19 protein-coding genes and 1 pseudogene are annotated in these 23,995 nt (G+C 41.4%); 9 read left to right on the top strand and 11 right to left on the bottom strand.

What is annotated here, in order from left to right:
• The first annotated feature begins 11 nt into the window (after positions 1-11).
• The 9 genes and pseudogenes from lptC (at position 12) to B9T23_RS06450 (ending at position 7,884) form a co-directional block, all read left to right on the top strand.
• Positions 12-560 (top strand): LPS export ABC transporter periplasmic protein LptC, encoded by a 549-nt coding sequence (gene lptC / locus B9T23_RS06490; RefSeq protein WP_067724474.1) that lies wholly within the window; start codon positions 12-14, stop codon positions 558-560.
• Positions 544-1,110 (top strand): lipopolysaccharide transport periplasmic protein LptA, encoded by a 567-nt coding sequence (lptA, locus tag B9T23_RS06485; protein WP_086193483.1) that lies wholly within the window; start codon positions 544-546, stop codon positions 1,108-1,110. Before lptC ends, lptA begins: the two co-directional genes overlap by 17 nt.
• A complete protein-coding gene (lptB, locus tag B9T23_RS06480; RefSeq protein ID WP_067724478.1) occupies positions 1,110-1,856 on the top strand; it encodes an LPS export ABC transporter ATP-binding protein in 747 nt (248 codons plus the stop codon). Before lptA ends, lptB begins: the two co-directional genes overlap by 1 nt.
• Positions 1,857-2,137: 281 nt before the next feature.
• The gene (locus B9T23_RS06475) at positions 2,138-2,392 is read left to right on the top strand and encodes a hypothetical protein (RefSeq protein WP_143222505.1); all 255 of its coding nucleotides are present in this window, start codon (positions 2,138-2,140) and stop codon (positions 2,390-2,392) included.
• Positions 2,389-4,396: pseudogene (locus B9T23_RS06470) on the top strand (type I secretion system permease/ATPase); the annotation flags it as partial. The gene B9T23_RS06475 and the pseudogene B9T23_RS06470, both read left to right, overlap by 4 nt.
• On the top strand, positions 4,393-5,583 hold the full coding sequence (locus B9T23_RS06465; protein WP_086193482.1) for an HlyD family efflux transporter periplasmic adaptor subunit: 1,191 nt from the start codon (positions 4,393-4,395) through the stop codon (positions 5,581-5,583). The pseudogene B9T23_RS06470 and the gene B9T23_RS06465, both read left to right, overlap by 4 nt.
• Positions 5,584-5,698: 115 nt before the next feature.
• Complete coding sequence (locus tag B9T23_RS06460) at positions 5,699-6,298, top strand: IMPACT family protein (protein ID WP_086193481.1); 600 nt, start codon at positions 5,699-5,701, stop codon at positions 6,296-6,298.
• On the top strand, positions 6,291-6,908 hold the full coding sequence (locus tag B9T23_RS06455; protein WP_086193480.1) for an acyltransferase: 618 nt from the start codon (positions 6,291-6,293) through the stop codon (positions 6,906-6,908). The genes B9T23_RS06460 and B9T23_RS06455 overlap by 8 nt, the downstream gene beginning before the upstream one ends.
• 133 nt (positions 6,909-7,041) lie before the next feature.
• Complete coding sequence (locus tag B9T23_RS06450) at positions 7,042-7,884, top strand: universal stress protein (RefSeq protein ID WP_086193479.1); 843 nt, start codon at positions 7,042-7,044, stop codon at positions 7,882-7,884.
• A 143-nt stretch (positions 7,885-8,027) separates the two neighbouring features.
• Here the strand turns inward: B9T23_RS06450 and B9T23_RS06445 are convergent, their stop codons facing one another.
• The 11 genes from B9T23_RS06445 to B9T23_RS06395 form a co-directional block, all read right to left on the bottom strand.
• A complete protein-coding gene (locus B9T23_RS06445; RefSeq protein WP_086193478.1) occupies positions 8,028-8,693 on the bottom strand; it encodes an O-methyltransferase in 666 nt (221 codons plus the stop codon).
• A gap of 132 nt (positions 8,694-8,825) precedes the next feature.
• Positions 8,826-9,548 (bottom strand): D-Ala-D-Ala carboxypeptidase family metallohydrolase, encoded by a 723-nt coding sequence (locus B9T23_RS06440; RefSeq protein ID WP_086193477.1) that lies wholly within the window; start codon positions 9,546-9,548, stop codon positions 8,826-8,828.
• Positions 9,549-9,689: 141 nt separating this feature from the next.
• Positions 9,690-10,013, bottom strand: coding sequence for a ferredoxin FdxA (fdxA, locus tag B9T23_RS06435; protein WP_004651686.1), 324 nt, complete (start codon positions 10,011-10,013; stop codon positions 9,690-9,692).
• A gap of 205 nt (positions 10,014-10,218) precedes the next feature.
• Positions 10,219-12,870, bottom strand: a complete 2,652-nt coding sequence (gene mutS / locus B9T23_RS06430; RefSeq protein WP_086193476.1) for a DNA mismatch repair protein MutS — start codon at positions 12,868-12,870, stop codon at positions 10,219-10,221.
• A gap of 437 nt (positions 12,871-13,307) precedes the next feature.
• A complete protein-coding gene (locus B9T23_RS06425; protein WP_086193475.1) occupies positions 13,308-15,317 on the bottom strand; it encodes a lipase family alpha/beta hydrolase in 2,010 nt (669 codons plus the stop codon).
• 130 nt (positions 15,318-15,447) lie between these two features.
• A complete protein-coding gene (locus B9T23_RS06420) occupies positions 15,448-16,398 on the bottom strand; it encodes an ABUW_2363 family tetratricopeptide repeat lipoprotein (RefSeq protein ID WP_067724498.1) in 951 nt (316 codons plus the stop codon).
• A gap of 380 nt (positions 16,399-16,778) precedes the next feature.
• Positions 16,779-17,585: a serine O-acetyltransferase gene (gene cysE, locus B9T23_RS06415; protein WP_067724500.1), complete on the bottom strand. Its 807-nt coding sequence runs from the start codon at positions 17,583-17,585 to the stop codon at positions 16,779-16,781.
• Positions 17,578-18,435, bottom strand: a complete 858-nt coding sequence (locus tag B9T23_RS06410) for an RNA methyltransferase (RefSeq protein ID WP_086193474.1) — start codon at positions 18,433-18,435, stop codon at positions 17,578-17,580. Before B9T23_RS06410 ends, cysE begins: the two co-directional genes overlap by 8 nt.
• Positions 18,436-18,468: 33 nt before the next feature.
• Complete coding sequence (gene dnaE / locus B9T23_RS06405; RefSeq protein WP_086193473.1) at positions 18,469-22,032, bottom strand: DNA polymerase III subunit alpha; 3,564 nt, start codon at positions 22,030-22,032, stop codon at positions 18,469-18,471.
• A gap of 228 nt (positions 22,033-22,260) precedes the next feature.
• Positions 22,261-22,956 (bottom strand): methionine ABC transporter permease, encoded by a 696-nt coding sequence (locus tag B9T23_RS06400; protein ID WP_086193472.1) that lies wholly within the window; start codon positions 22,954-22,956, stop codon positions 22,261-22,263.
• Entirely contained in the window at positions 22,953-23,978 is a 1,026-nt protein-coding gene (locus tag B9T23_RS06395; RefSeq protein ID WP_086193471.1) for a methionine ABC transporter ATP-binding protein, read from the bottom strand. The genes B9T23_RS06400 and B9T23_RS06395 overlap by 4 nt, the downstream gene beginning before the upstream one ends.
• Between the last annotated feature and the right edge of the window lie 17 nt (positions 23,979-23,995).

Here is a 23,995-nt window from a genome sequence, read left to right as displayed (position 1 = left end):
GTACCACACTTATGGATACAAAAGTTTTATACGTAACTGCTATAGCAATTGCAGCTATAAGTGGTGGTTACTACTATTACAGCGGTAAGGGCAATAAACTTGAGGTTGATTCAGCAAGGAGTATGACCTATTCCGCTGAAAAAATTAATCTCACCCAAACCGATGATGACGGTAATTTGTATGTCCGTGCTCAAGTCGATCGTCTTGAACAGGACATGCAAAAACAAACCTCAAAACTAACCAATCTCAATGCTTCCATGTATAAAAATGGCGCAGTCGATGCCACTTTCTATGCCAAAGTCGCAAATAGTTATGATGATAATGAGCGCATTGTTTTGTCTGGAGACGTATTGGCGACCAAGTTAATGCAACAGGGCAAAATGCAGTTTCGAACCCAAGAGTTAACGGGATATCCTAAAACTCGTGAAATTGAAACCAATAAACAAGTCATTGTGCAATCTCCGCAAGCTGAATTTGTAAGCCAAGGTTTGAAAGCCAATTTAAATGACGGTCAATACGAATTTTTTAATATTCGAGGAAAATATGAACCAAAATCTTAAGCTTACATTGTCTAAAACCTTGCTTAAGCAAGCAGCTTTAGTCGGTTTGGTTGTATTCTCATCGGCAACGGCATTTGCAATTCCTTCTGACAGAACTCAGCCCATCTCCCTAGTGGCTGACCGTGCAACCTATAATGAAAAAACAGGGGTGACGACCTATACGGGTAATGTCATCATCGAGCAAGGCACCCTGAAATTGCAAGCCAATTCGATTGTGGCCAATTTGAATAGTCAAAAAGAAATCAGCACGATTACCGCGACAGGCGGCCCTGCGCGTTTTCAGCAAAAAGTTGATGTCAATAAAGGTTTAGCGAAAGGACAGGCACAGAAGATTCTTTATAATGCGCAAACCGGCATTGTCACTTTGTCTGGCAGCGCACTGTTAGAGCAAGATGGTGCAAGTATTCGTGGTAATACTTTGAAATATAGTATGAATAAGGGTGATATTGAGGCTACTGGTACGCCAAATAGCACGGGTTCATCTTCAGGTCGTGTTCAAATTGTTATTCCACCTTCTAGCTCAAAATCATTCCCAGGAGCACGTGATTAATGGATCAATCGCTAAATCAACCACAAACGCTTTGTATTAAACATCTTGCAAAAAACTATAGTAAACGATGGGTGGTTAAGGACGTTTCTTTCCAGATGCAAAGTGGACAGATTGTCGGGTTGCTTGGACCAAATGGTGCAGGTAAAACCACAAGTTTCTACATGGTGGTTGGTTTAGTTCGAATGGATAAGGGCGAGATTCATTTAGATGATCTTGATTTATCTGATTTGGCTATGCATGAACGTGCCCGCAAAGGGATTGGTTATTTACCTCAAGAAGCGTCTATTTTTAGAAAATTAACCATTTCTGAAAATATTATGGCGATTCTTGAAACACGTAAAGATTTAAACAAACAGCAACGCCAACAGCGTTTAAATGAATTGCTGGCTGATTTTAAAATCACCCATATTAAAGATTCTTTAGGCATGAGTGTTTCGGGTGGTGAACGTCGCCGTGCGGAAATTGCCCGTGCTTTGGCTGCTGATCCTAAGTTTATGTTACTTGATGAGCCTTTTGCCGGGGTCGATCCTATTTCTGTAGGTGATATTAAAGATATTATTCGGAACTTAAAAGATCGTGGCATTGGGGTGTTAATTACCGATCATAATGTACGAGAAACACTCGCGATTTGTGAGCGAGCATATATTGTCAGTGAAGGTGCAGTAATTGCAGAAGGAACACCACAGGAAGTTCTGGAAAATGAAACGGTGCGTGAAGTTTATTTAGGTGAAGATTTTACGGTTTAAAAATAAGCAAAATAAAAGATGATTTTGTTATAAATAAATGACAAGATCATCTTTGTATGTAATAAGTATTGAAATTAATAATTACATTACAAAAATAGATGTATTCTTTAGGAAATACGTTAAATATTCATAAAATAAAAATTATCATTCGAATGATGCTAAACAATCAAAACAACAAGATAGGTTTGTGTCAAAAGTTATTGCTGAGAAGCATACAGTGTTTGATATGTACTGTACCTTTACACATGAACTATGCCCATGCAGACAGTTCAAAAGAGTTCATGCAGTCGCTCAAGTCTGAGATGAGTCAAATTTTTGTTCCTAAATCAGATGAAAACTACAATAAGGCAGATATTGACGCCCTAAGTAATTATAAACTGGATATCTCCAAAGTTCAGGAATTACCTCTCATACAAGGTTCGGATCGCACGCGCCCTTTTTCTAAAAATCAGCCGGTGTATGAACCTGTTAGCCAATTAAGCTTCAATGAAACCATTCTTCGGGCATTACAACGCAGTCCAGATGTTTCAGCGTAATAGCATTGATTACGCGTCAGGTCGGTATGAGTTGGCGTAAATCTGCATTCAGTACAGATTTAATCAATCCGTGGCGCCTACCTGTTGTGGTGGAATTTCATGATGGTCAGGTCGGTGTTGTTGAAAAGGTCGATGCTGAAGGGAATGCCAATATTCAGCTAAGTGGCGATCAGAGGGCTTGCACAGACATTAACGCTAAATGTGCTGCAGTCCAATATTCGGCATTTTTATATTCTGCGACCAGAAAAATCCGTACCAGATGCACGGGTAGATGAATATATCAAACCTTATGAAAGCAGCTGGTTCTGGTCGATTGTATTACGTGACTGGAAACGTTATATCGATGTGATGTTTGGCTCCATGATTGCCAATATTCTGGCCCTGGCGACTGTGGTTTTTTCCATGAACGTTTATGACCGGGTCATTCCGGCACAATCAATACCAACTTTATGGGCGCTTGCTGGTGGTGTACTGATTGCTGCCATTTTTGAATTTAGTCTACGTGTCGCGCGAATTTATCTGTCTGATATTATTGGTAAGCGTGCGGATCTAAGAATTTCTGACCGGGTTTTTGGCCATGCTTTAAGAATTAAAAACAGTGAACGATCGAAATCTACAGGCACGTTTATTTCCCAGATTCGTGAGCTTGAAGGTGTGCGTGAACTGGTGACATCCACCACCATTTCAGCGATTGCCGATTTACCTTTCTTCTTGCTGTTTTTGGGAATTTTCTGGCTGATTGGCGACAACCTGTTCTGGGTGATGCTGTTGGTTGTGCCTTTAATGATTCTGCCGGGAATTCTGGCACAAAAACCTTTGGCAAAACTCGCCAGTGAAGGCATGCGTGAAGGTGCAATTCGTAATGCCATGCTGGTTGAAGCAGTACAAGGCATTGAAGATATCAAGCTATTGCGTGCTGAAGCAAGATTTCAGAATCAGTGGAACCACATGAATGAATCATCGGCAGATGTTTCAATGCGTCAACGTAAAATCGTCGGTGTCATGAATGCCTGGACCCAAAAAATTCAGGGTTTGACCTTTGCAATTGTGGTGCTGGTGGGTTGCTTTGCGGTGATGAAAGGTGACATGACCACTGGTGCTTTGGTGGCTTGTTCGATGTTGTCTTCACGCATGCTCGGTCCAATTGCGCAAATTACCGGTGTACTTGGTCGCTGGCAGCAAGCCAAAGTGGCTAAAAATGGACTTGATGAATTAATGAAAAAACCGGTGGATCAACCGGATCATGCCCATTTGATTCATCGTCCGACACTAAATGGTCATTATGAATTAACTGGCGTGACCTTTAAGTATGGCGAAGATGATCCAAAACCAAGTTTGATGATTCCAAAACTTGAAATCAGACCGGGTGAAAAGATTGCGATTCTTGGACGCAACGGTGCAGGTAAATCGACATTGCTTCAATTATTGTCAGGCATGCAAACTCCTGTTCAGGGCAAAATTAAACTTGATGGTGTTGAACTGGGTTTAATCGATCCTTCGGACGTGCGCCGTGATATGGGGTTGCTGAATCAGAATGCACATTTGTTCTTTGGTTCTGTGCGTGAAAACTTGACGCTTGGCGCTCCTTTAGCCAGTGATGAAGAAATATTGAATGCCTTGAAAATTACCGGTGCAATTCACTTTGTGCAGGAGAAAAAAGAAGGCCTGGATCACCTGATTCTTGAAGGTGGTGTTGGTTTTTCTGGAGGGCAGAAACAGGCGCTTTTACTGGCACGTTTACTCATTCGTCAGCCGAATATTCTGTTGCTGGATGAACCGACAGCATCGATTGATGATGTATCAGAAAAACAGCTGATTGATCATCTGAAATTATGGCTTGGTCAACGCACCATGATTGTTGCGACGCATCGTCGTGCAGTACTGGAACTGGTGGACAGAATTATTGTGGTGAATGATGGCAAAATCGTGATGGATGGACCTCGTGATCAGATTCTCAATCAAAATCAGCCACAGCAACGTCAGGTTGCAGGAGCTAATTCATGAGCGCTAAATCACAGACTGTAAAAAGTACCATCAAAGTCACTGAACTTGAACCGCCTTTACCCAAAGCCAGTGTGTTTATCTGGATGATCTGTTTGGGGTTACTCACCTTATTGCTATGGGCATGGTTTTTTAAACTTGAAGAAGTTTCTACAGGAACCGGTAAAGTGGTACCTTCCTCAAAAGAGCAGATTATACAGTCTCTTGAAGGCGGTATTTTAACCAAGTTGAATGTTCGTGAAGGTGAAATTGTCAAGCAGGGTCAGATCCTGGCTCAGCTTGATCCGACTCGACTGGAATCTAATGTCGGCGAATCCGCTTCATTGCTGATGTCTTCACGTGCAACTTCAGCGCGTTTAAGAGCTGAAGTGAATGGAACACCAATTTCCTTTTCTCAGGAAGTTTTAAAAGACAGTAAACTGGTGAAGGAAGAAACCGCGCTTTATCATTCACGCCGTGCCAATCTGGATGAATCTATGTCGGGTCTACGTCAGGCTTTAAGTTTGATCGAGCAGGAACTGAGCATGACCGAACCTCTTGTGGCTAAAGGGGCTGCAAGTGAAGTGGAAGTTTTACGTCTAAAACGTGAAGCCAATAATTTGCGTAATCAAATGAATGATATTCGCAATCAGTATGATGTGAAGTCGCGTGAAGAATTATCCAAAGCCAATACGGATGTAGAAACCCAGCAACAAGTGGTGAGAGGAAAGTCAGATACGTTAAGCCGTACGGTTTTCAAAGCGCCCATGCGCGGGATCGTCAAGGAAATTGATGTCATGACCATTGGTGGTGTGATTCCACAAAATGGCAAGCTGATGACCATTGTTCCTTTGGATGAACAGTTATTGATTGAAGCTCGAATTTTACCGCGTGATATTGCATTCATTCATCCTGGTCAGGAAGCGCTGGTTAAAGTCACGGCTTATGACTATTCCATTTATGGTGGTTTGAAAGCTAAGGTTACAGTGATTTCACCGGATACAATTCGCGATGAAGTCAAGCAGGATCAATTCTATTACCGCGTTTATATTCAAACTAATACCGATAAATTAACCAATAAAGCCGGTAAGCAATTCAGTATTACTCCTGGTATGGTGGCAACGGTTGATATTAAAACCGGACAAAAATCAGTACTGGATTACCTGATTAAACCGTTTAATAAAGCGCAAGAAGCCTTGCGTGAACGCTAATTAAAAAATTGAGAAACTCCATTTAAAAGCCTCCTTTGTATAGGAGGTTTTTTATTGTCTGCAGATGCTTTAAAACACGTTATAATTTTACAGTGATTTTTTTATTGTTAGATTTATGCCATTTACGATTGCCTCGCCTGTTACTTTCGAAGAAGACATTAAAAAAAGTCGCTTTCAAGCTATTGCTGTGCCTGTTGAAAATGAACAAGCAGTAAAAGATTTTTTGGAGACCCATAAAGATATCACCACAACACATCAATGTTGGGCATGGAAAATTGGATACAATGTCCGTTTTAATGATGATGGTGAACCATCGGGAACTGCGGGAAGACCTATTCTAGCCACCATTGAAGGCAATGAATTAACCAATATTCTGGTTTTGGTAAATCGCTGGTATGGTGGAATCAAACTCGGAACGGGTGGCTTGGTTCGTGCCTATGGTGGCTGTGCCGGACAATGTTTGTTACTGGCTGAAAAAATTGAACTGATTGAAAAGAAAAAAGTCAGTTTTGCCTGTCAGTTTAATGAATGGTCGATCTTTCAATATGAACTCAATCAACAGCAAATCGAATTTAAAGAAGACTATACCGCGACGGGGGTACAGGTCGAAGCCTTAGTACAAATTCACCAAATTGAACCCTTGTCATTGAAAATTCAGGATGTGACGCGCGGGCGTGAACAACTCAAAATTGTAGAAGAACCACAGAATGACTGAACAAGATCAGCTGTTAAAATATCGTGAACAGCATAAGCATCGCTTGAACTATATGCCGTGGTTATATTGGTCATTAAAACCGAAAAATCGTGGCTGGGCTGAAGCATGGCAAAAAGAATATCAAGCTTATTTAATGCAAATGGAAACGGTTGAGATTGGTGAAAACTGTTTTATTTCACCGCTGGCGCATATTTTTGCCGAGCCGGGCCGAAAAATTGTGATTGGCGATAATACCTTTATTGCGGCAGATTGTACTTTGCATGGACCATTAGAAATTGGCAATGAAGTTGCGATTAATCATCATTGCCTTCTTGATGGTGGACGGATGGGCATCAAGCTACATGATCAGGTCCGTATCGCTGCATATTGTCATTTGTATGCCTTTGACCATGGCATGGAACTCGAACAGCCGATTTACCAGCAACCTGTCCGTTCGAAAGGAATCGAGATTGGTCAGGATGTCTGGCTAGGTGCACATGTAGGTGTAAAGGATGGTATAAACATTGGATCGCATGCCGTGGTTGGCATGAATAGTATGGTCACAAAAGATGTAGAAAAAGCGGCTATCGTTGCAGGTAATCCTGCGAAATTTATTCGTTATCGCGATTAAAAAATCTAATAAAATTAATATGAATTGCCGAGTAAGTTTAATTACATAAAAGCATGCACAGTCTGTAATAGATATGCTAAGTTAAAAATAACAAATAGACTTAAAGCCTTCCAAGGCGAAAAGCGAGGCGAAAATGAAACGTGTAATCGCTTGTATTGATTCTTCTCCATGTGTGAATGCAGTTGCTGAAGCTGCCGCATGGGTTGCAAAGCAGACCCAACGTGAATTGGTGTTATTACAGGTTTTAGATTATTACCCGGCCAGTTATCACTTGGGGGAAATAAGTGGTGTGATTGGTTTTGAAAGTAATGCAATGTTACTGAAAGAACTGGCTGAACTTGAACAAAAACAAAGCGAATTGGCACTAAATTATAGTAATAATTTACTTAATCATATTAGCGAAATGATTCAGCAGAAGTACGGTTTAACTGCCTCGCATCTCCAGGAAAAAGGCGATTTTTTAGAGCAAAGTTTTAATGTGCTTAGAGATGACGACATTGCCATTATTGGTCGAGTCGGGGAACGCTCTGCAGAGCGGAATAAACCGATCGGCAGTAATGTTGAAAACTTTATTCGTGGGGTCAATTGTACCGTAATGACAGTTGGTGAAAAATTCCAGCCACCAACACGATTTATTTTTGCCTATGAATATTCGCCTACCTGCGTCAATTTGATGAAACGAATTGCACAAAGTGATTTGTTAAGACTGCTACAGTGTCATGTGCTCTATGTCGGCGATCATCCAGAAATATTGAATGAACCATCACAATACTTAAAGAATGCCGGCTTAGATGTAATCATGGAATATCGTTATGGCGATGTTGCTGAAAATATACTTGAATATCAGAGTGAACATGAGATACAACTGATTGTACTCGGTGCATTTAGTCACAGTAAAATTCACCAGTTCTTTTTGGGCAGTGTGGCAACCACTATTTTCCGAAATTCAACTGTACCGTTGTTGGTGGTAAAATAAGCAATACTTTTGCTTATAAGCAGTGATTAAATATTAGTCATAGTTATCCGCATAACTTGTGGATAACTATATGGATAGTCTGTGTAAATTGCTAATAAATAAATAAAAAAACAATGCGATTGTTTTTTGATCTTTGTGTCAAATTATTTCACTATGGCTAAAGCAAAGCCATCATGGCCCTTACTGCCTACAGTTTGTAATGCTGTACAGGACAAGATTCGAGGATGGTTTTGTAAAGCGACAAACATCTCTCGGATACCTTCAATACTGGGTTTGTGATTTTCAGGATTGATGATATCACCCGCACGGATGACATTATCGAGCACAATAATGGTTCCTGAATGAGACAAGTCCAAGCTTAATTCTAGATATTCCGGGTAACTCTGTTTATCGGCATCAATAAAGATAAAATCGAAAGGTTCGAAGTCAGCAGGCAAGGCTTTTAATACATCCGCTGCACGTCCAACTTTCAGCTCAATCGTTTGCGGAAGTTTGGCATTGTCGATATTTTCCTGAGCCAATGCTGCGTGTGTATCTCGACCTTCGATCGTTAAAATATAACCATCTTCAGGGAGCGCACGCGCCAGCCACATTGTACTGTAAGCTGCAAAAGTACCCAGTTCCAGTACACGTTTACACTTATTCATCTGAATGAGCATTTGCAGTAGCATGCCTTGATTGGGCGCTACTGCAAGGTGATCTGGAAAGCCTCTTTCTTCAGTATTTTTTAAAGTCTGTAGAAGAATAGGGTCTTCTGGAATTAAATGTGAATCGATGTAAGCATCAATCTCTGTCCACATTTGTTGCATAGTTTAGTCACCTTTGTTGCGATGCAAGCATTTTAAACTTTTCCAATCAGAGTGCAATTTATCGTTTAAATTTATTGAAAATAGGGCAATAAAAAAGAGATCAGCAAGATCTCTTTTTATCTGAATTCGCTTTTAGTAATTACACATCGATGAATGACGGGATAAGTCAGGTCCCCAGGTGCGATAGCCTTGGGTATCAATATGGATTTGGCCTGAAGCATACAGTCCAAGTCCCATATTCAGGCTTTGACCATGTTGCGCCCAGAATTCGCATAATTTAAATTTGGTGTTTTCGATAAAGGCATAGTCTTCAGCATGAGGATATGCAGGTCCAACACGGAAATCGATAGCAGAGTTAAATAAATGACGTGATGAATTTGCACCACCAGCACACTGGTTCAATGGTAAATCACGATAAACTGAAGTGACTTCAAAGTCGGTGAGCACTTTGGCTGCAACCAGATATTTAAATACACGCAAAGTCGAAATTTGATTGTTCCACAACTCACGGTTTGGAATCATGTATTGTGAACGGGAACATTTTTGCCAATCCCGTGCTGTACGCATCAATTCAAAACTTGGAATGATATTGCCGACACCATTTTGTTCAAGGAACACTTCATATTCACGCACGCGTCGTAAGTTATCGCTTGTAGCAACCCAAGCATTGTAAGCGTAGGGAACCGTTTTAGGCGGAACAGGGCGTTCAATGATGATGCGTTCTTGAGGAATGAAGATTCGTTTTCCGTCGGGAGTCGTGGTTGTACGTCCTTGTTTCTGAGGAGATGTAGTACATCCAATCATAACAAGTGGGATTAAACCGAACCCGATTAATCCCTTGAGAAAATGCTTCATTATAGAAATCAAATATTTATAAATACATTCGCTATTTTAATATAATTTAAAGGATAAAATTTGGAAATATTGCAATCAAATGTTTTTTTAAGTATAAAAAAAGATCAGCAGTTGCTGATCTTTTTTGAGGTGAAAACGGGATTATTTTTCCAAGTATTGTAACTTGTCAGCTTTACCATTCCATTCTTCACGATCGGCAGGTTGATCACCAATCTGGGTGATGTTTGGCCACTTTTGTGAAAGTTCAGTATTCAGTTCAATAAAGACTTCTTGACCTTCCGGTAACTCATCTTCAGAGAAAATAGCATTCGCAGGGCATTCAGGTTCGCATAGTGCGCAGTCAATACATTCATCAGGATTGATGACGAGGAAATTTGGACCTTCGTAGAAACAATCCACTGGACAAACTTCTACGCAGTCTTGGTATTTACATTTAATACAATTTTCAGTGACAACAAAGGTCATGGCGACAGCTACCTAAAAAATATGGTTCTAATTACTCTTGCTGTATTTTAGGCAAAAATGCATGTAACTAACAATTGCTTTTATTGATATTTGTTATATATAAGGCTGTTAATTTTGCTAAAAAATGAATATAGCGTTAAATATGGCATCTAAATGAAAAAGACTCCTATTTAGGAGTCTTTGACTTATTCATGATGGTTTCAAATTAAGCTTCTAGGGCATCTTTCAAAGCATAAATTTGTTGTAGTGCTTCACGTGGTGAAAGACTATCGACATCTAAAGCTCTTAATAGATTCAGCGCAGGCACATCTTTTTCCACTTCAACAATACGTTCAATCACTTCAATGGACGCTTCATCTGCCACACTAAATAAGTCATTTTGTACTGCTTTATTGAGTTGCTGATGTTGCTGTTTTTCCAAAATCTTTAAACGATTTTGTGCTTCTTTAATCACGCTGGCAGGAATTCCGGCTAATTTTGCCACTTGCAGACCATGACTTTGGCTTGCTGGACCCTGCTGAACTTTGTGTAACAGAATTAAATTGCCATTTAATTCCTTGGCGGTGACATGGTAATTATCAATACCAGATTCTTTGCCGAGTTCGGTGAGTTCAAAATAGTGGGTCGCAAATAAGCACAGACATTTAATGCGCTTGCTGAGGTCAATCACACATGCCCAAGCCAACGATAAGCCATCATAGGTACTGGTACCGCGACCGACTTCGTCCATCAGTACCAAAGACTGGTTGGTGGCATGATGCAGAATCTGTGAAGTTTCCGTCATTTCCACCATAAAGGTTGATTTGCCAGTCGATAAATCATCTGCTGAACCAATACGGGTAAAGACCCGATCGATTGGACCCAACACTGCAGATTTGGCAGGGACATAGCAGCCACAATAAGCCAATAAACTAATCAGTGCGGTTTGACGCATAAAAGTGGATTTACCACCCATATTTGGCCCCGTCACAATGGCCATACGATGATTGAAATCTAAAGTCGTATCATTTGGGGTAAAGGCAGTTTTACTTAATGCTTCAACCACAGGGTGGCGACCGGCGATAATTTTCACCCCAATTTCAGGGCTAAACTCTGGACGCGACCAGTTGCGTAAGCGTGCTTGATGGGCAAAGTTGGCAAGCAAGTCAATTTGTGCAATCGCGCTGCTCATCATTTGTAAATTACCGATATCTTGGCGTAATTCATCCAGCAGCATTTCAAACAACATTTTTTCACGCGCTAGCGCACGAGATTCACTGGATAACACTTTATCTTCAAAAGACTTGAGTTCTGGCGTGATATAGCGCTCTGCATTCTTTAAAGTCTGGCGACGAATGTAATGATCCGGTGCCTGATCTGCTTGTGCGCGGGTCAGTTCAATGTAGTAGCCACTGACACGATTGTAACCAATTTTAAGGGTTGAAACCCCAGTGTTTTCACGCTCCTGGATTTCCAAATCTATCAGGAACTGACCGGCATGATCGCGAATTTTACGCAGTTCATCCAGTTCACTGTCAAAACCTTCTGCAATGACATTACCATCACGAAGTAATACCGGTGGGTGCTCAACAATGGCTGACAGCAGGCGTTGGTATAGCCCCTTGAAATCACCCAACTCATTATCTAATTGTTGAATTAAGCTTGATTGCTTGGCTTGAGTAATCGGCTGAATGGCATGACGTAATAAAGGGATTTGTGCACAGGCTTGACGCAGTTGAACTAGATCACGTGGACGTGCACTGCCTAAAGCAATACGACTCAGCACACGTTCAATATCACTAATGTCTTTCAGCACCAAGCGAATCGGTGATTCATGATAACCATTCAGCATCGATGCCGTTGCATCAAGGCGGGCATCAAGTAATTTGGTATCACGCAGCGGCTGCATTAAGGTGCGACTAAGTAAACGTCCACCCATCGCCGTTTGACAATCATTGATGAGTTGAAACAGCGACGTGCCATGATCAAACAATGGTTCAACTAATTCTAAATTGCGACGCGTGACTGGATCTAAGGCAATAAAGTCACTGCTTTGTTCCAGTTGAATGGAACGGATATGCGGTAAAGCTGTTTTTTGAGTTTCTTTGGCATAGTGAATCAGTGCGGCTGCAGAGGCTTTTGCCAGCGGCAAATGATCAATACCGAAACCTGACAGTGTCGATACTGCCAACTGATCACATAAAGTTTTTTGAGCATTATTTACATTGAAATCGACATTCGGACGCTTGGTGACAGGGCATTCGAGTTGCTTTTTGATTTGCTCAATAATATTGGGATCAACAATATCTTCATCAACCAGAATTTCGCTTGGCATTAAGCGGGAAAGTTCAATCGCGAGTTGCTCGTGTTGGAAGTCTTGTTGTTGAACCTTGAAAATACCTGCACTTAAATCTAACAATGCAATACCAATTTGATTTTGTTGAATGCAAAGCGCGACCAAATTGGAAGATTGATGACTATTCAGCAGCGCATCATCAGTCAGTGTACCAGGCGTAATAATTCGCACCACGCCGCGTTCCATAGGTGCCTTACCGCGAGTGCCTGCGCTCTCGCCTTCACCCAGCTGTTCACAAATGACAACGGTTTCGCCTTTTTTAACCAGACGTGCCAAATAGCCTTCGGCTGCATGGTAGGGTACGCCCGCCATAGGGATCGGTTCACCATTGGCTTTGCCACGATGGGTTAAAGTAATCCCCAGTAATTTTGCTGCTTTATGCGCATCATCAAAAAATAACTCATAAAAGTCACCCATACGGTAAAACATGAGTGAGTGAGGATGCTGCATTTTTACAGTTAAATATTGCTGCATCATTGGCGTTAAAGTGGAAAAATCAGCCATGATTTCCGGGTAACTCATTGAGGTAAAATCCTTAAATATTTGAATAAATCTAGATCGCTAAAAACTTGGCTGTCTCACCAATTTCAATTTTTTGCATGAAGATAAGTTTATTTACCAGTAAGACATTCAGGTCTTATATTTTTTAATTTTCTGGCAAGTCGTGCCTATCAAAAAACTTAACTTCATTCGAGTGGCTTATCTTATCAAATTTGCATGAGCAGAGAAAAATGCTTTGCAATAAATACGTAAAAATTAGGAAACAGTTTTTTATTTTTCTATGAGGATATTAAGGTGTGGGAATATAGCTGTAATAAAGATCAATAAGCTAAAGTTGAAATATTTTAATCATTTTTGGAAATAATAGCCTAAGAGAATATCTTCACACTAAGTTGAACAGCAGATCAGCCGATCATGTAGATGAAGCATGATCGGCTGAAATTGATAAACCTTAACCCTTAAGGTTTATGTAAACCTAATTGGGTCAAATGGAGACGTAAGATTCGACGTAATTCTAAAACGGCTTCGGGGGTTTCCTGGATGGAATGTCCACCTTTGATGATCTTTTCAGAAACCGCCCCATTTAAGTGGGCGCTCTTATACGGGACGACATCATCGGTAATGATATTCAGATCATCACTGTTGGTGATATTGCCCATAATGGAATGGAAGGCGAGACCTTTACGGGGGTTAATGTCTTTAGTTAGTTCCATAAACTTGGACTGATAACTTAAATCACTCGGACCATTTTGAATAAGACCATTATCAATCTGCTTTAATAGATCTTTAACGTCCAGATCCTGGTTTTGTATGCTGTCACCGATCGCAGAAAGGAATGCACCGGGTATGCGAATAATTTTACGTGCTGCCTTGGTAAACCAGCGATCTGCATAATCGGTTCCTTTATGCGGTGATGCGAGAAAAATTGCACGACTAAAATTAGGAATATCCTTCATGACCAAGCGTTGTGAAACGATTGGTAATTTTTGATATTTATTTAATTTGCGATTGTTCATCATGGCTAAGGCTTTTTTAGTCACATCTGCATCACTGACCAAAAGGCGGGCAATGATGCCTCCCATACTATGTCCAACCAGTACCGCATCTTTTTTGGCTGGTGCTTTGGCATCAACCTGTGCAAAAGCCTGATTGAGCAGGGCATAGATTTGAAAGCGACTTTCAATAATTGGCATATTGGTTGAATAGAACACTTGCCAGACCTGAAAATTCTCACGCAGCACCGTGTCACCCATAATGTCATTGGTCAGTCGGATCCACGCTTCAGGACTACTGGCTAGACCATGCACCAAAACAATGACTTTTTTATTTGGGTTATAGGGTTCGAGCATATATAAATGCGGCATGGTGAGATGATCGTCACGATCAATCAGAGTCAAATAGGCAGCTTTACCCAGATTATTTTGTGCCAGCCATAAACCATAGGGTGTAGAGAAGTTAGCGGCAAGCGGATAGCTTTTGCCTGCCAGATCAACTTTTTCATATTTATAGGGATCAAACGCTTTTAACTCAAACTCTGCCTTATTTAAAATGTCCTCAATATTGGTCGCAGATTTCGGCTGCGCGGTAAGGGTGGCTGCCAAATAACGGGCTTGATGAATATTCGGATTGACGCCATTTTGGTAGCTAAAATTTATCGGGTCGATAATGTATTTATTTTTACCTTCACCAATATCATCCTTAACTTGCGGTAAAACAACAACAAATTCTGAACCAAAACCATCACGGCGGTTAATGGAACGTAACCCTGAAAAATTCAGGTTATAACTTGAGAGCAGCTGCTCAATTTTCTGTTCTTTGAGTTGCGGGTAATGATCAAAGTTAATGCTGTATATACTGTTGCCAACTTTAATCCGGTGTTCGACTTCCGTGGGTTTGTAACGTAGGCCATAAGCGGAAACCAGTTTAGCCAAGGCTAAGTTATAGAAGTCACGAATCTGAACCTGTCTGTTATCAAAAATACGGTCTTGTGGTCCGCGTTTTGTTTTAAACATATAGGCATAACTGTATCGAATACTTTTATCCAGCATATACAGTTGTTGCTCTAAACATTTATCATAAGTTACTTGCTGGAGCTGTTGTTTTTCTTGTGACCTGGTGCTGGTTAAAATACTGGTTTTACAATCACTTGAGTTTTCAAAGGTTAAGGCTTTAGCTAAGTAGACTTCACTTGCTGTAGATAATAATTGTTCATCTTGAATTTGGGGAATTTGTTGCAGTTCCTGCACACATTGTTCAGGTTCATCAGAGCAGATTTTTGCTTCACGACCTGTCATTGAGAGCACGTTTAAACTGGCTTCACTCAATTTGTTGCGGGTGAGTATACTTTCTCGTTCATTGGCGATGGTGACATTGATGGCTTGATTTTTAACACTTACAATTTGACATCCTGTCAGCAGATAACTACTGAATAGCGCGGCAAATAAAACTGTGTATATCTGTTTTGGCATAATAATAGTCTGCAATAAGTATTTGTTCGAATTTTATTCATCATACGATAGTTCTTCTAAATTTCCATTCATGCAAATAAAAATAGACCGTACTTGACGGCCTATTTTTACTTTAGTTTAGCTTTAAATATTAAGGTGCTGGTGTTGCTGGTGTTGCTGGTGTTGCTGGTGTTGCTTGAGCAGGAGCAATGATTTGCCAAACATTCCAGCGACCTTGCTTTTCAATTTCAGCAATTAAACGGTCAGCCACTTCAGCTTCTTGCGGATATTTTACTTTGTAATTTTTCAAAGTTTGAATCGCATTTTTCTTTTGTTCCATGGCAATGTAATTATTTGCCGCAGATAGATACGCTTCCTGAACACCCGCTTGCATCGCTTTATCTAAATAAGGGATCGCTTCACGCTGACCACCACCTTCAGATAAACCAAAACCAAACCAGAAGTTTGCTTCAGCATCTTCTTTGTTGATTTTTAAAATGCGTTGCGCATAAGTTAAAGATTTGGTGGTGTAGACTGAACCCAAGTCCAGGTTACGCGCCATTACACTGGCTTTAAATGCACGAATCAGAACATCAAAAGACGCATTATCTCGAGATGCTAAAGTATCCAGCTGTTGCGTCAATTCTTTTAACTTCGCTTCAAAACCCTTACGTTCTTGACGTTCAGTAAAACGAGGTGGGTAATGGCGTGCTTTACCTTCAACCAATTGTAAAAAGTCATCAATTTCAGTGACATCAATTTCATTTTCGCCCGCAAGTACGGCAAATTTCAAATTACGTGTATTACTGTTCACTGTTGGAATAATGAGCTTATTCACATCTAGCGTCACTTTCTTGGAAGGATCGCTTTGCAGATTCACTTCCATTTTAGTGACAGGCTGTGCTGCAGCTTGTTTTAATGCAATTTCAAATGGAGGTGGAGCATCATAGTTAAATGGATTCAGCGCATAGAACGGTGGAGTCAAATCGGGTTCAGTGAAAATAATTGGAGTAGTCGGCTTTTTGTCTTCTTTCGGTGCCGTACTACATGCAGAAAGTAAAGAAACCGCTATTAATGTGCATGCCAAAGGCTTAAGGGTCATATGGATCATCCATTCATTTAATTTTAAAATTAATTAAGGGCTGTTAATATTTCATAAATGGCTTGCGCTGTAGGCTAAAATTGGGCAGATCAGTCATGAAACGAAGACAATAGCGAGACTATTTTCAAGTTTCATTACGAAATCTGAGATAATTTTAGCCACAATCTTTCAGCATGAGCATATTTTTTTTGCTGTTATATTGTTGCGAAGCAATCATTTAGAATGACTAAATTTCCTGCTTCGCACCTCATATCAACTAAAAAATATGAGTCGTCGCAAACATAGATGAAGTGTCAACAGGCCCAATTTGCATGTTCGTCAGTCTAAAAAAACTGGCACGAACACACAAGTTAGCAATTGTGAAGAATCACATAAGCACTTTAGGCTTTGGATTGAGTGCTTTGTGCTTCGCATTCACGGCGCACATCTTCAATGATTTTAAGCTCTTCAACACTAAATGGCTGTTCGTCTTGCTGCTTTTTAAATGAAGGATCGAGCAACGATAAACGCTGACATAAGGTATTCATGCGTTTTTCATTGAGTTGAATTCGATCCAGCAAAACACGCATCCCATCTAAAATAGGATCTGACTGATCTTGCGTTGCCGCATAGGGTTGGAAACCAATACTCTCCGCATAATCACGGCGACGTGCTTCTTCAGCATCTTTAGGTTTGTCTTTGGTGATAAAGCGGGCTGGATTGCCAACAGCCGTGGTATCAGGCGGAACTTCTTTGGTTACGACAGCATTGGAACCGACTTTAGAGTTTTTACCCACGGTAAAAGGTCCAAGAATTTTTGCACCGGCACCCACCACTACACCATCTTCCAGGGTTGGATGACGTTTGCCTTTATTCCAGGTTGTCCCGCCCAGCGTTACGCCGTGATAAAGCGTGACATCATCACCAATTTCAGCAGTTTCACCAATCACCACACCCATGCCATGATCGATAAAGAAACGACGACCAATTTTTGCACCCGGGTGAATTTCAATACCTGTGGCAAAACGGCTAAAAGAAGACAGCAGGCGAGCAGAGCCTTTACACTCTTTTTGCCAAAGTTCATGGGCAATACGATGCATAATCAGTGCATGAATGCCGGGATAAGTCGTTAGAACTTCTAAGGTGTTTCGAGCTGCAGGATCGCGCGCGAATACAGCCTGTATGTCTTCTCTGAGCTGTTTAAGCATTAGGTTGATCCTCTGAAGAATCTGTTGTCTTGTCTGTAGATTTTTTCCATTTACCACTATTCATCGCTTGTACACGTGTGAATATGCCACGAAGTAAATGATATTCCATACGGTCTAATTGTATACGTCCAAATAGACGACGCAAGCGTAAAGGCAGTAAACGTGGATTTTTTGGATCCATAAATTCAATTTCTGCCAACATTTTTTCAATATGCGGGTAGAACTGTTCCATTTGTTCATGCGTGACCAAAGGTTCATCCCAATGCATCGACTCGGTATCCGTCACTTGCATGGTTGCTTCGGGATCATCTTTCTGTTCGGTCAATGCCATTGCCGCCATACGCATTTCATAGCAAATCACTTGAATGGCTTGGGCAACATTGAGTACACCGTAATCGTCATTGACTGGAATGGTGACGTGATAATTGGCCATCGCCAATTCTTCATTGGTCAAGCCGCGGTCTTCACGTCCAAATACAATCGCAATTTCTTGTTGATCTTTTACTACTGCATTGAGCGATTTTTCCGCAGCAGGACGAGCATCCAGCAAAGGCCACGGAATGGTACGGCTACGTGCACTGGTGCCAAAAACCAGATGACAGTCTTTAATCGCATCTTCTAGTGTAAGTACAATTTCAATCTGTTCGATTAAATCTACAGCACCAGCAGCCAAAGCATTAATGTCTGGATGCGGATAGGTTTTAGGTGCAACCAGTACCAGCTTGGATAAGCCCATGGTTTTCATTGCACGTAAAGCACTACCAATATTCGCAGGTAAGGTGGTATTGACCATGACAATACGCACATGGGAGAGATGTGCTGAAACAACAGCATTGTCAACTTGACTCATAATGTGTCCGATTTTAATTTAAATATTTAAAAACTAAGAATATTGGTTGGCTTCAGCTTGATACATATCCATCGCATCATCCATGCTGACATTGGCAGGTGGCGGTGCAATGTATGCGGGCTTGCCATGATGCGCGGCCTTGGCAGCTTTGGACTTCACTTGATATTCAATGTGAATGACATCCTTGCCAAAATAATCGCGTAATTTCGCCAGCAGTTCATCCTGTGGCGCAACTTTCCAATTTAACCCCAAGTGAACTTCCGCAGAAGCGTAGGGATAATCAATTTTTAATTGCACTGGAATATGATTGCACATATCGACATTACAAAACGGAATCAGAATCTTTTGTAAATCCTGACTCAATGTTTTGGTCAGATGTTCATTATTCAGTTTGATCTGGATGCTATTGGCTCGTTTCTGACGAATATCATTCAGACTGAACGCCTTGGTTAAACGTCCCATTGGCCGGTCATAACCTTCACGTTCATAGATTTCGCCTTCAATCACCACCACACGGTCGGCCTGAATGACATCTTTAAAGCGCTGGAAGCGTTCATGATTGGCAGAAACTTCAATACGTGCCGTACCATCATCCAGAGTCACCATCATACGGTTCGGGAAGTTGGCAACATCCACCACCAAGCCGGCAAATACCGTGGTTACACCGCGACGTGTAGGTGTTAATTCATTAATCCGTACAGGAATAAAGGACTTTAACTCTGGACGATAAACATCAATCGGATGTCCAGTCAAATACAAGCCGAGGGTGTCTTTTTCGCCTTTAAGACGGACTTCATCTGACCACGGTTTTACAGGTTTAGCCGGTTTACGTTGAACTTCCTCAACTTCACCAAATAAATCCATAATGCCCGTTTCACGATTAGAGCGTGCTTGGTCAGCCGCTTGAACCGCTTCTGGCAATTGCGCCATGATGCTGGCACGATCTATGCCTAAACAGTCTAAAGCACCAGAACGAATCAGTGCTTCCAAAGTTCGTTTATTGATTTTTTTCAGATCAATACGATGGCAGAAATCAAATAAATCTTTGTAAGGACCGTCCTGCAAACGTGAGTCAATCACCGATTGCATGGCTGCTTCACCCACGCCTTTAATTGCACCTAGGCCATAAACAATGGTTTTTTCATCACTGGCATGGAACTGGTAAAAAGACATGTTAATGGAAGGAGGAAATACTTCTAAGCCATTAATTCGGCAGTCATCAATCAAAAATACAATACTGTCGGTATTCTGCATTTCCGAAGTGAGTACCGCTGCCATAAATTCAGACGGATAATAGGCTTTTAACCATGCAGTTTGATAAGCAACCAGGGCATAAGCGGCGGCATGCGATTTGTTAAAACCGTAGCCTGCAAACTTTTCCATATAGTCAAAGATATGGTTGGCAGTGGCTTCATCAATATCTTTTTTTGCAGCACCTTCAATAAAGATTTGACGCTGCTTGATCATTTCTTCAGGTTTCTTTTTACCCATGGCACGACGCAGCATGTCCGCGCCACCGAGGGTATAGCCGGCGCAATACTGCGCGGCTTGCATGACCTGTTCCTGGTAAACCATGATCCCGTAAGTTGGCTCAAGTACGCCTTCCAGTAACGGATGCAGATATTCAAACTCGCCCCCATGCATACGGTGGATAAAGTCAGGAATAAGATCCATTGGACCCGGACGATACAAGGATACGAAAGCAATAATTTCTTCGAACTTGCTTGGACGCGCCTCTTTCAGCATTTTTTTCATGCCGACGGATTCAAACTGGAATATCGCAGTGGTGTTGGCATTTGCGAATATCGAATAAGCTTTGGCGTCGTCTAGCGGGATATGCGCAATATCAACCGTTTTTTCAGGTCCAACGCGTTTATTAATATTTTGAATTGCATCTTCAATTACGGTCAGGTTACGTAGACCCAAGAAGTCGAACTTCACCAGACCGGCTGATTCAACATCATCTTTATCGAATTGAGCGACGCGGTTGGTACCATCCGCATCGCACATGACTGCCGAATAGTCGGTAATTTTACCCGGTGCAATCACCACACCACCGGCATGTTTACCGGTATTACGGGTAATGCCTTCAAGTTTGAGGGCCATTTCCCAGATTTCAGCCGCATCATCATTGTCTGGGTTGGATGGATTGGTGACGATATCTTTAAGCTGTGGTTCCATGTCGATGGCAGCACGAAGATCTACACCTAAGGGTTTGGTTGGGATCAACTTCGAGATACGGTCAGCAAGTCCGTAAGATTTACCCAGTACACGCGCTACATCCCGGATGGCACCTTTTGCGGCCATGGTTCCGAAAGTGGCAATCTGTGATACTGCATCACGGCCATAATGACGGGCGACATAATCAATCACCCTGTCACGACCTGCGATACAGAAGTCGATGTCAAAGTCGGGCATTGAGACACGTTCAGGGTTCAAGAAACGTTCGAACAGCAGGTCATAACGCAGTGGGTCAAGATCGGTAATTTTCAGGCTATAGGCCACCAGTGAACCTGCACCTGAACCACGTCCCGGGCCTACCGGTACGCCATTATTTTTAGACCATTGAATGAAGTCCATCACGATCAGGAAGTAGCCCGGAAATCCCATGTTTAGGATCGTACCAATTTCGTAAGCTAGACGTTCATCGTATTTTTTACGAAATTCGGGCCAGTCTTCATCACGTTTTTCAACAGGATAAAGAAAGTTTAAGCGTTCTTCCAAGCCTTCTTTAGAAATATGCTCAAAGAAGGTATCAATGGTATGACCTTCTGGAATGGGAAAGTCGGGAAGGTCATTGAAGCCTAAACGCAAGCTGACATTACAGCGTTTGGCAATGTGGTAAGTGTTTTCAATCGCTGTTGGAATGTCTGAAAATAGTTCAGTCATTTGCTCGGCAGTTTTGAAATATTGTTCAGGCGTGTAAGAACGTGGGCGACGATTATCGCCGAGGACATAACCATCGGCAATGCACACGCGCGCTTCATGCGCTTCGAAATCAGTGGGTGCAATAAAATGCACATCATTATGTGCCACGACACCAATATTGTATTTTTGAGCCAGTTTTACCGCTCCGGCAATGAAACTTTCTTCATCCGGTCGGTCGGTACGGGTCAGGGCTAAATACACCCGATTGCCAAACTTTTCAATCCATTCTTCTAACAGGGCTTCAGCTTTTTGCGGATTGGATGAATTGAGCATTTTGCCGACATCACTATGCATGCCTAAAAGCACGATGATGTCTTGATTCTGTTCAAGCACCCATTCTTTTTTTACGCAAGGAATATCAAGCTGCTGACCTTCAATAAAGCCACGCGAAACAATTTCAGTGAGACTGCGCCAGCCTTTATTGGTCATGGAAAGCAGGGTGGCTTTATGTTCTGCATCATTCAGGCGAATGACACTGCCCAGAATCGGTTTAATGCCATTATCCAGGCACTTTTTATAAAATTTAACTGCGGCATGCAAGTTAGACAGATCTGTTAATGCCAAAGCTGGCATTTCATCATTCACTGCAGCTTTCATAAGATCAGGTATACGTACGATCGATTCCGTGATTGAAAATTCTGTATGTATACCAAGATGAACAAAGTGCATAAATGAGTCCCTGCAAAAACTGACGGCTATTTTAGCATGCTCTGAATGTAGGAATGGCTTAATATTTACCAAATTCGATGCGGATTTTTGATCATATTATTGCTTATAGCTGATGTTTTTATTGATAAAGTTGGAAATCGGATTATTTTTAACCAGAACATTCTTGCCAAATAAAAACCCTCAAGATGAGGGTTTTAAAGATTTGACCTGATCAATATTGATCTTAATTTATCTTAATTTGGCGAGCCATTCACCCGCGGTCTGAACAATTTGCACCAAGAGTAAAAGCACAATCACGGTTAAAATGACCACACTGGTATCAAAACGTTGATAGCCATATGAAATCGCCAAATCACCAATACCACCGGCACCGACTGCACCCGCCATTGCGGTTGCACCAATTAAACTAATCGTCGCGGTGGTTAAATTAAGAATCAGTGAACTGCGCGATTCAGGCAAAATAAACTTGAAAATAATCTGTAATGGAGTAGCACCCATCGCCTGAGCAGATTCCACGATCCCTTCATTCACTTCTAATAATGAAGTTTCAATCAGACGTCCCATATACGGACCAATGTAGATGGTCAGTGGAACAATCGCAGCCCAAGTGCCAATGGAAGTACCGACTAAAAATTTAGTTAAGGGAATTACTGCAATGAGCAGGATGATGAAAGGTAGGGAACGGAGGGCATTCACAATCGGGTTTAAAATATGATAAACCGCACGATTCGGAAGGATCCCTTCAGGTCGAGTGATCAATAACACAATACCCTGAATAAAGCCCCAGATTCCGCCAAACAACATGGCAAAGAACACCATGTGAAAGGTTTCTTGTAAGGCAGTGACAAACTGGTCAATCGACAGGGAACTCTGCCAAAATGGTGCAGTGAGTTCAGTGAGCCATTGTACGATTAAATCTCTCATACCTGATCTCCTGAATGTTCAACTTTCACGCCATTTTGTTCTAGAAATTCAATTGCTTGCTGGATAATTAATGGATCACCCAACAATTGGATAAACATTTGTCCAATCACAGTGCCATTAATTTCAGTCATATTGGCAAACAAGATATTCAAACTGATATCAAATTTCTTAATCACCGCTTGTACTACAGTTTCTTGAGCAGATTTGCCTAAAAATTGTAGGCAATAAATACTGTTATGATTCTGATTTTCCAGGTTCTTTAAAATATTGACTGGTAACTGTTGTTGAAGCACGGTTTGAATAAAGTTTTTAGTGGTTGGATGTTGTGGCTGACTGAAAATTTCAAGGGTAGAGCCGGTTTCAATCACTTTGCCTTGTTCCATCACCGCGACATAATCACACACCGTTTCAATCACATCCATTTCATGGGTCACCATGACAATCGTGATGTTCTGTTCCTTATTGATTTTTTTGAGTAAGGCTAAAACAGATTTGGTGGTTTGCGGATCCAGCGCAGAGGTGGCTTCATCACAGAGTAAAATTTTAGGATGATTGGCAAGCGCGCGGGCAATACCGACACGTTGTTTCTGCCCGCCCGAAAGCTCATCGGGGAAAGCGTCTTTTTTATGTTTGAGGTCAATAAACTCAAGTAATTCATTTAAGCGTTTTTCACGTTCAGCCTTACTTACACCCAAAAGCTTGAGGGGCATTTCAATATTTGCCGCCACAGTTTTGGTTTGTAACAAGTTGAAGTGCTGAAAGATCATACCGATATTTGCACGTTCTTGACGTAATGAGCGTGCATCCAAAGCGGTAAAGTCTTTTTGATTAATAATCACCTGACCTTCATTTGGTCGTTCTAGTAAATTAATCAAACGAATTAATGTACTTTTACCTGCGCCACTATAGCCAATAATGCCAAAAATACTGCCTTCTGGAATCTCCAAATTAATTTGGTCCAGAGCGCGTATGGTTTGACCTTTGAGCTGATAGTGCTTTGAAATGTTTTTAAATTCAATCATATCGTCAAACACTAAGC

Origin of the sequence: Acinetobacter terrae, assembly GCF_002135195.1 — a bacterium.
GTDB classification, from domain to species: Bacteria; Pseudomonadota; Gammaproteobacteria; order Pseudomonadales; family Moraxellaceae; genus Acinetobacter; species Acinetobacter terrae.
Note: the sequence above shows the minus strand (reverse complement) of the source record. Positions and strands in the feature narration are given on the sequence as shown.

What these genes read in the sequence shown, in the direction of transcription:
- lptC (WP_067724474.1), top strand. Translation starts at nt 12, where the DNA reads ATGGATACAAAAGTTTTATACGTAACTGCTATAGCAATTGCAGCTATA.
- lptA (WP_086193483.1), top strand. Translation starts at nt 544, where the DNA reads ATGAACCAAAATCTTAAGCTTACATTGTCTAAAACCTTGCTTAAGCAA.
- lptB (WP_067724478.1), top strand. Translation starts at nt 1,110, where the DNA reads ATGGATCAATCGCTAAATCAACCACAAACGCTTTGTATTAAACATCTT.
- B9T23_RS06475 (WP_143222505.1), top strand. Translation starts at nt 2,138, where the DNA reads ATGCAGTCGCTCAAGTCTGAGATGAGTCAAATTTTTGTTCCTAAATCA.
- B9T23_RS06465 (WP_086193482.1), top strand. Translation starts at nt 4,393, where the DNA reads ATGAGCGCTAAATCACAGACTGTAAAAAGTACCATCAAAGTCACTGAA.
- B9T23_RS06460 (WP_086193481.1), top strand. Translation starts at nt 5,699, where the DNA reads ATGCCATTTACGATTGCCTCGCCTGTTACTTTCGAAGAAGACATTAAA.
- B9T23_RS06455 (WP_086193480.1), top strand. Translation starts at nt 6,291, where the DNA reads ATGACTGAACAAGATCAGCTGTTAAAATATCGTGAACAGCATAAGCAT.
- B9T23_RS06450 (WP_086193479.1), top strand. Translation starts at nt 7,042, where the DNA reads ATGAAACGTGTAATCGCTTGTATTGATTCTTCTCCATGTGTGAATGCA.
- B9T23_RS06445 (WP_086193478.1), bottom strand. Translation starts at nt 8,693, where the DNA reads ATGCAACAAATGTGGACAGAGATTGATGCTTACATCGATTCACATTTA.
- B9T23_RS06440 (WP_086193477.1), bottom strand. Translation starts at nt 9,548, where the DNA reads ATGAAGCATTTTCTCAAGGGATTAATCGGGTTCGGTTTAATCCCACTT.
- fdxA (WP_004651686.1), bottom strand. Translation starts at nt 10,013, where the DNA reads ATGACCTTTGTTGTCACTGAAAATTGTATTAAATGTAAATACCAAGAC.
- mutS (WP_086193476.1), bottom strand. Translation starts at nt 12,870, where the DNA reads ATGAGTTACCCGGAAATCATGGCTGATTTTTCCACTTTAACGCCAATG.
- B9T23_RS06425 (WP_086193475.1), bottom strand. Translation starts at nt 15,317, where the DNA reads ATGCCAAAACAGATATACACAGTTTTATTTGCCGCGCTATTCAGTAGT.
- B9T23_RS06420 (WP_067724498.1), bottom strand. Translation starts at nt 16,398, where the DNA reads ATGACCCTTAAGCCTTTGGCATGCACATTAATAGCGGTTTCTTTACTT.
- cysE (WP_067724500.1), bottom strand. Translation starts at nt 17,585, where the DNA reads ATGCTTAAACAGCTCAGAGAAGACATACAGGCTGTATTCGCGCGCGAT.
- B9T23_RS06410 (WP_086193474.1), bottom strand. Translation starts at nt 18,435, where the DNA reads ATGAGTCAAGTTGACAATGCTGTTGTTTCAGCACATCTCTCCCATGTG.
- dnaE (WP_086193473.1), bottom strand. Translation starts at nt 22,032, where the DNA reads ATGCACTTTGTTCATCTTGGTATACATACAGAATTTTCAATCACGGAA.
- B9T23_RS06400 (WP_086193472.1), bottom strand. Translation starts at nt 22,956, where the DNA reads ATGAGAGATTTAATCGTACAATGGCTCACTGAACTCACTGCACCATTT.
- B9T23_RS06395 (WP_086193471.1), bottom strand. Translation starts at nt 23,978, where the DNA reads ATGATTGAATTTAAAAACATTTCAAAGCACTATCAGCTCAAAGGTCAA.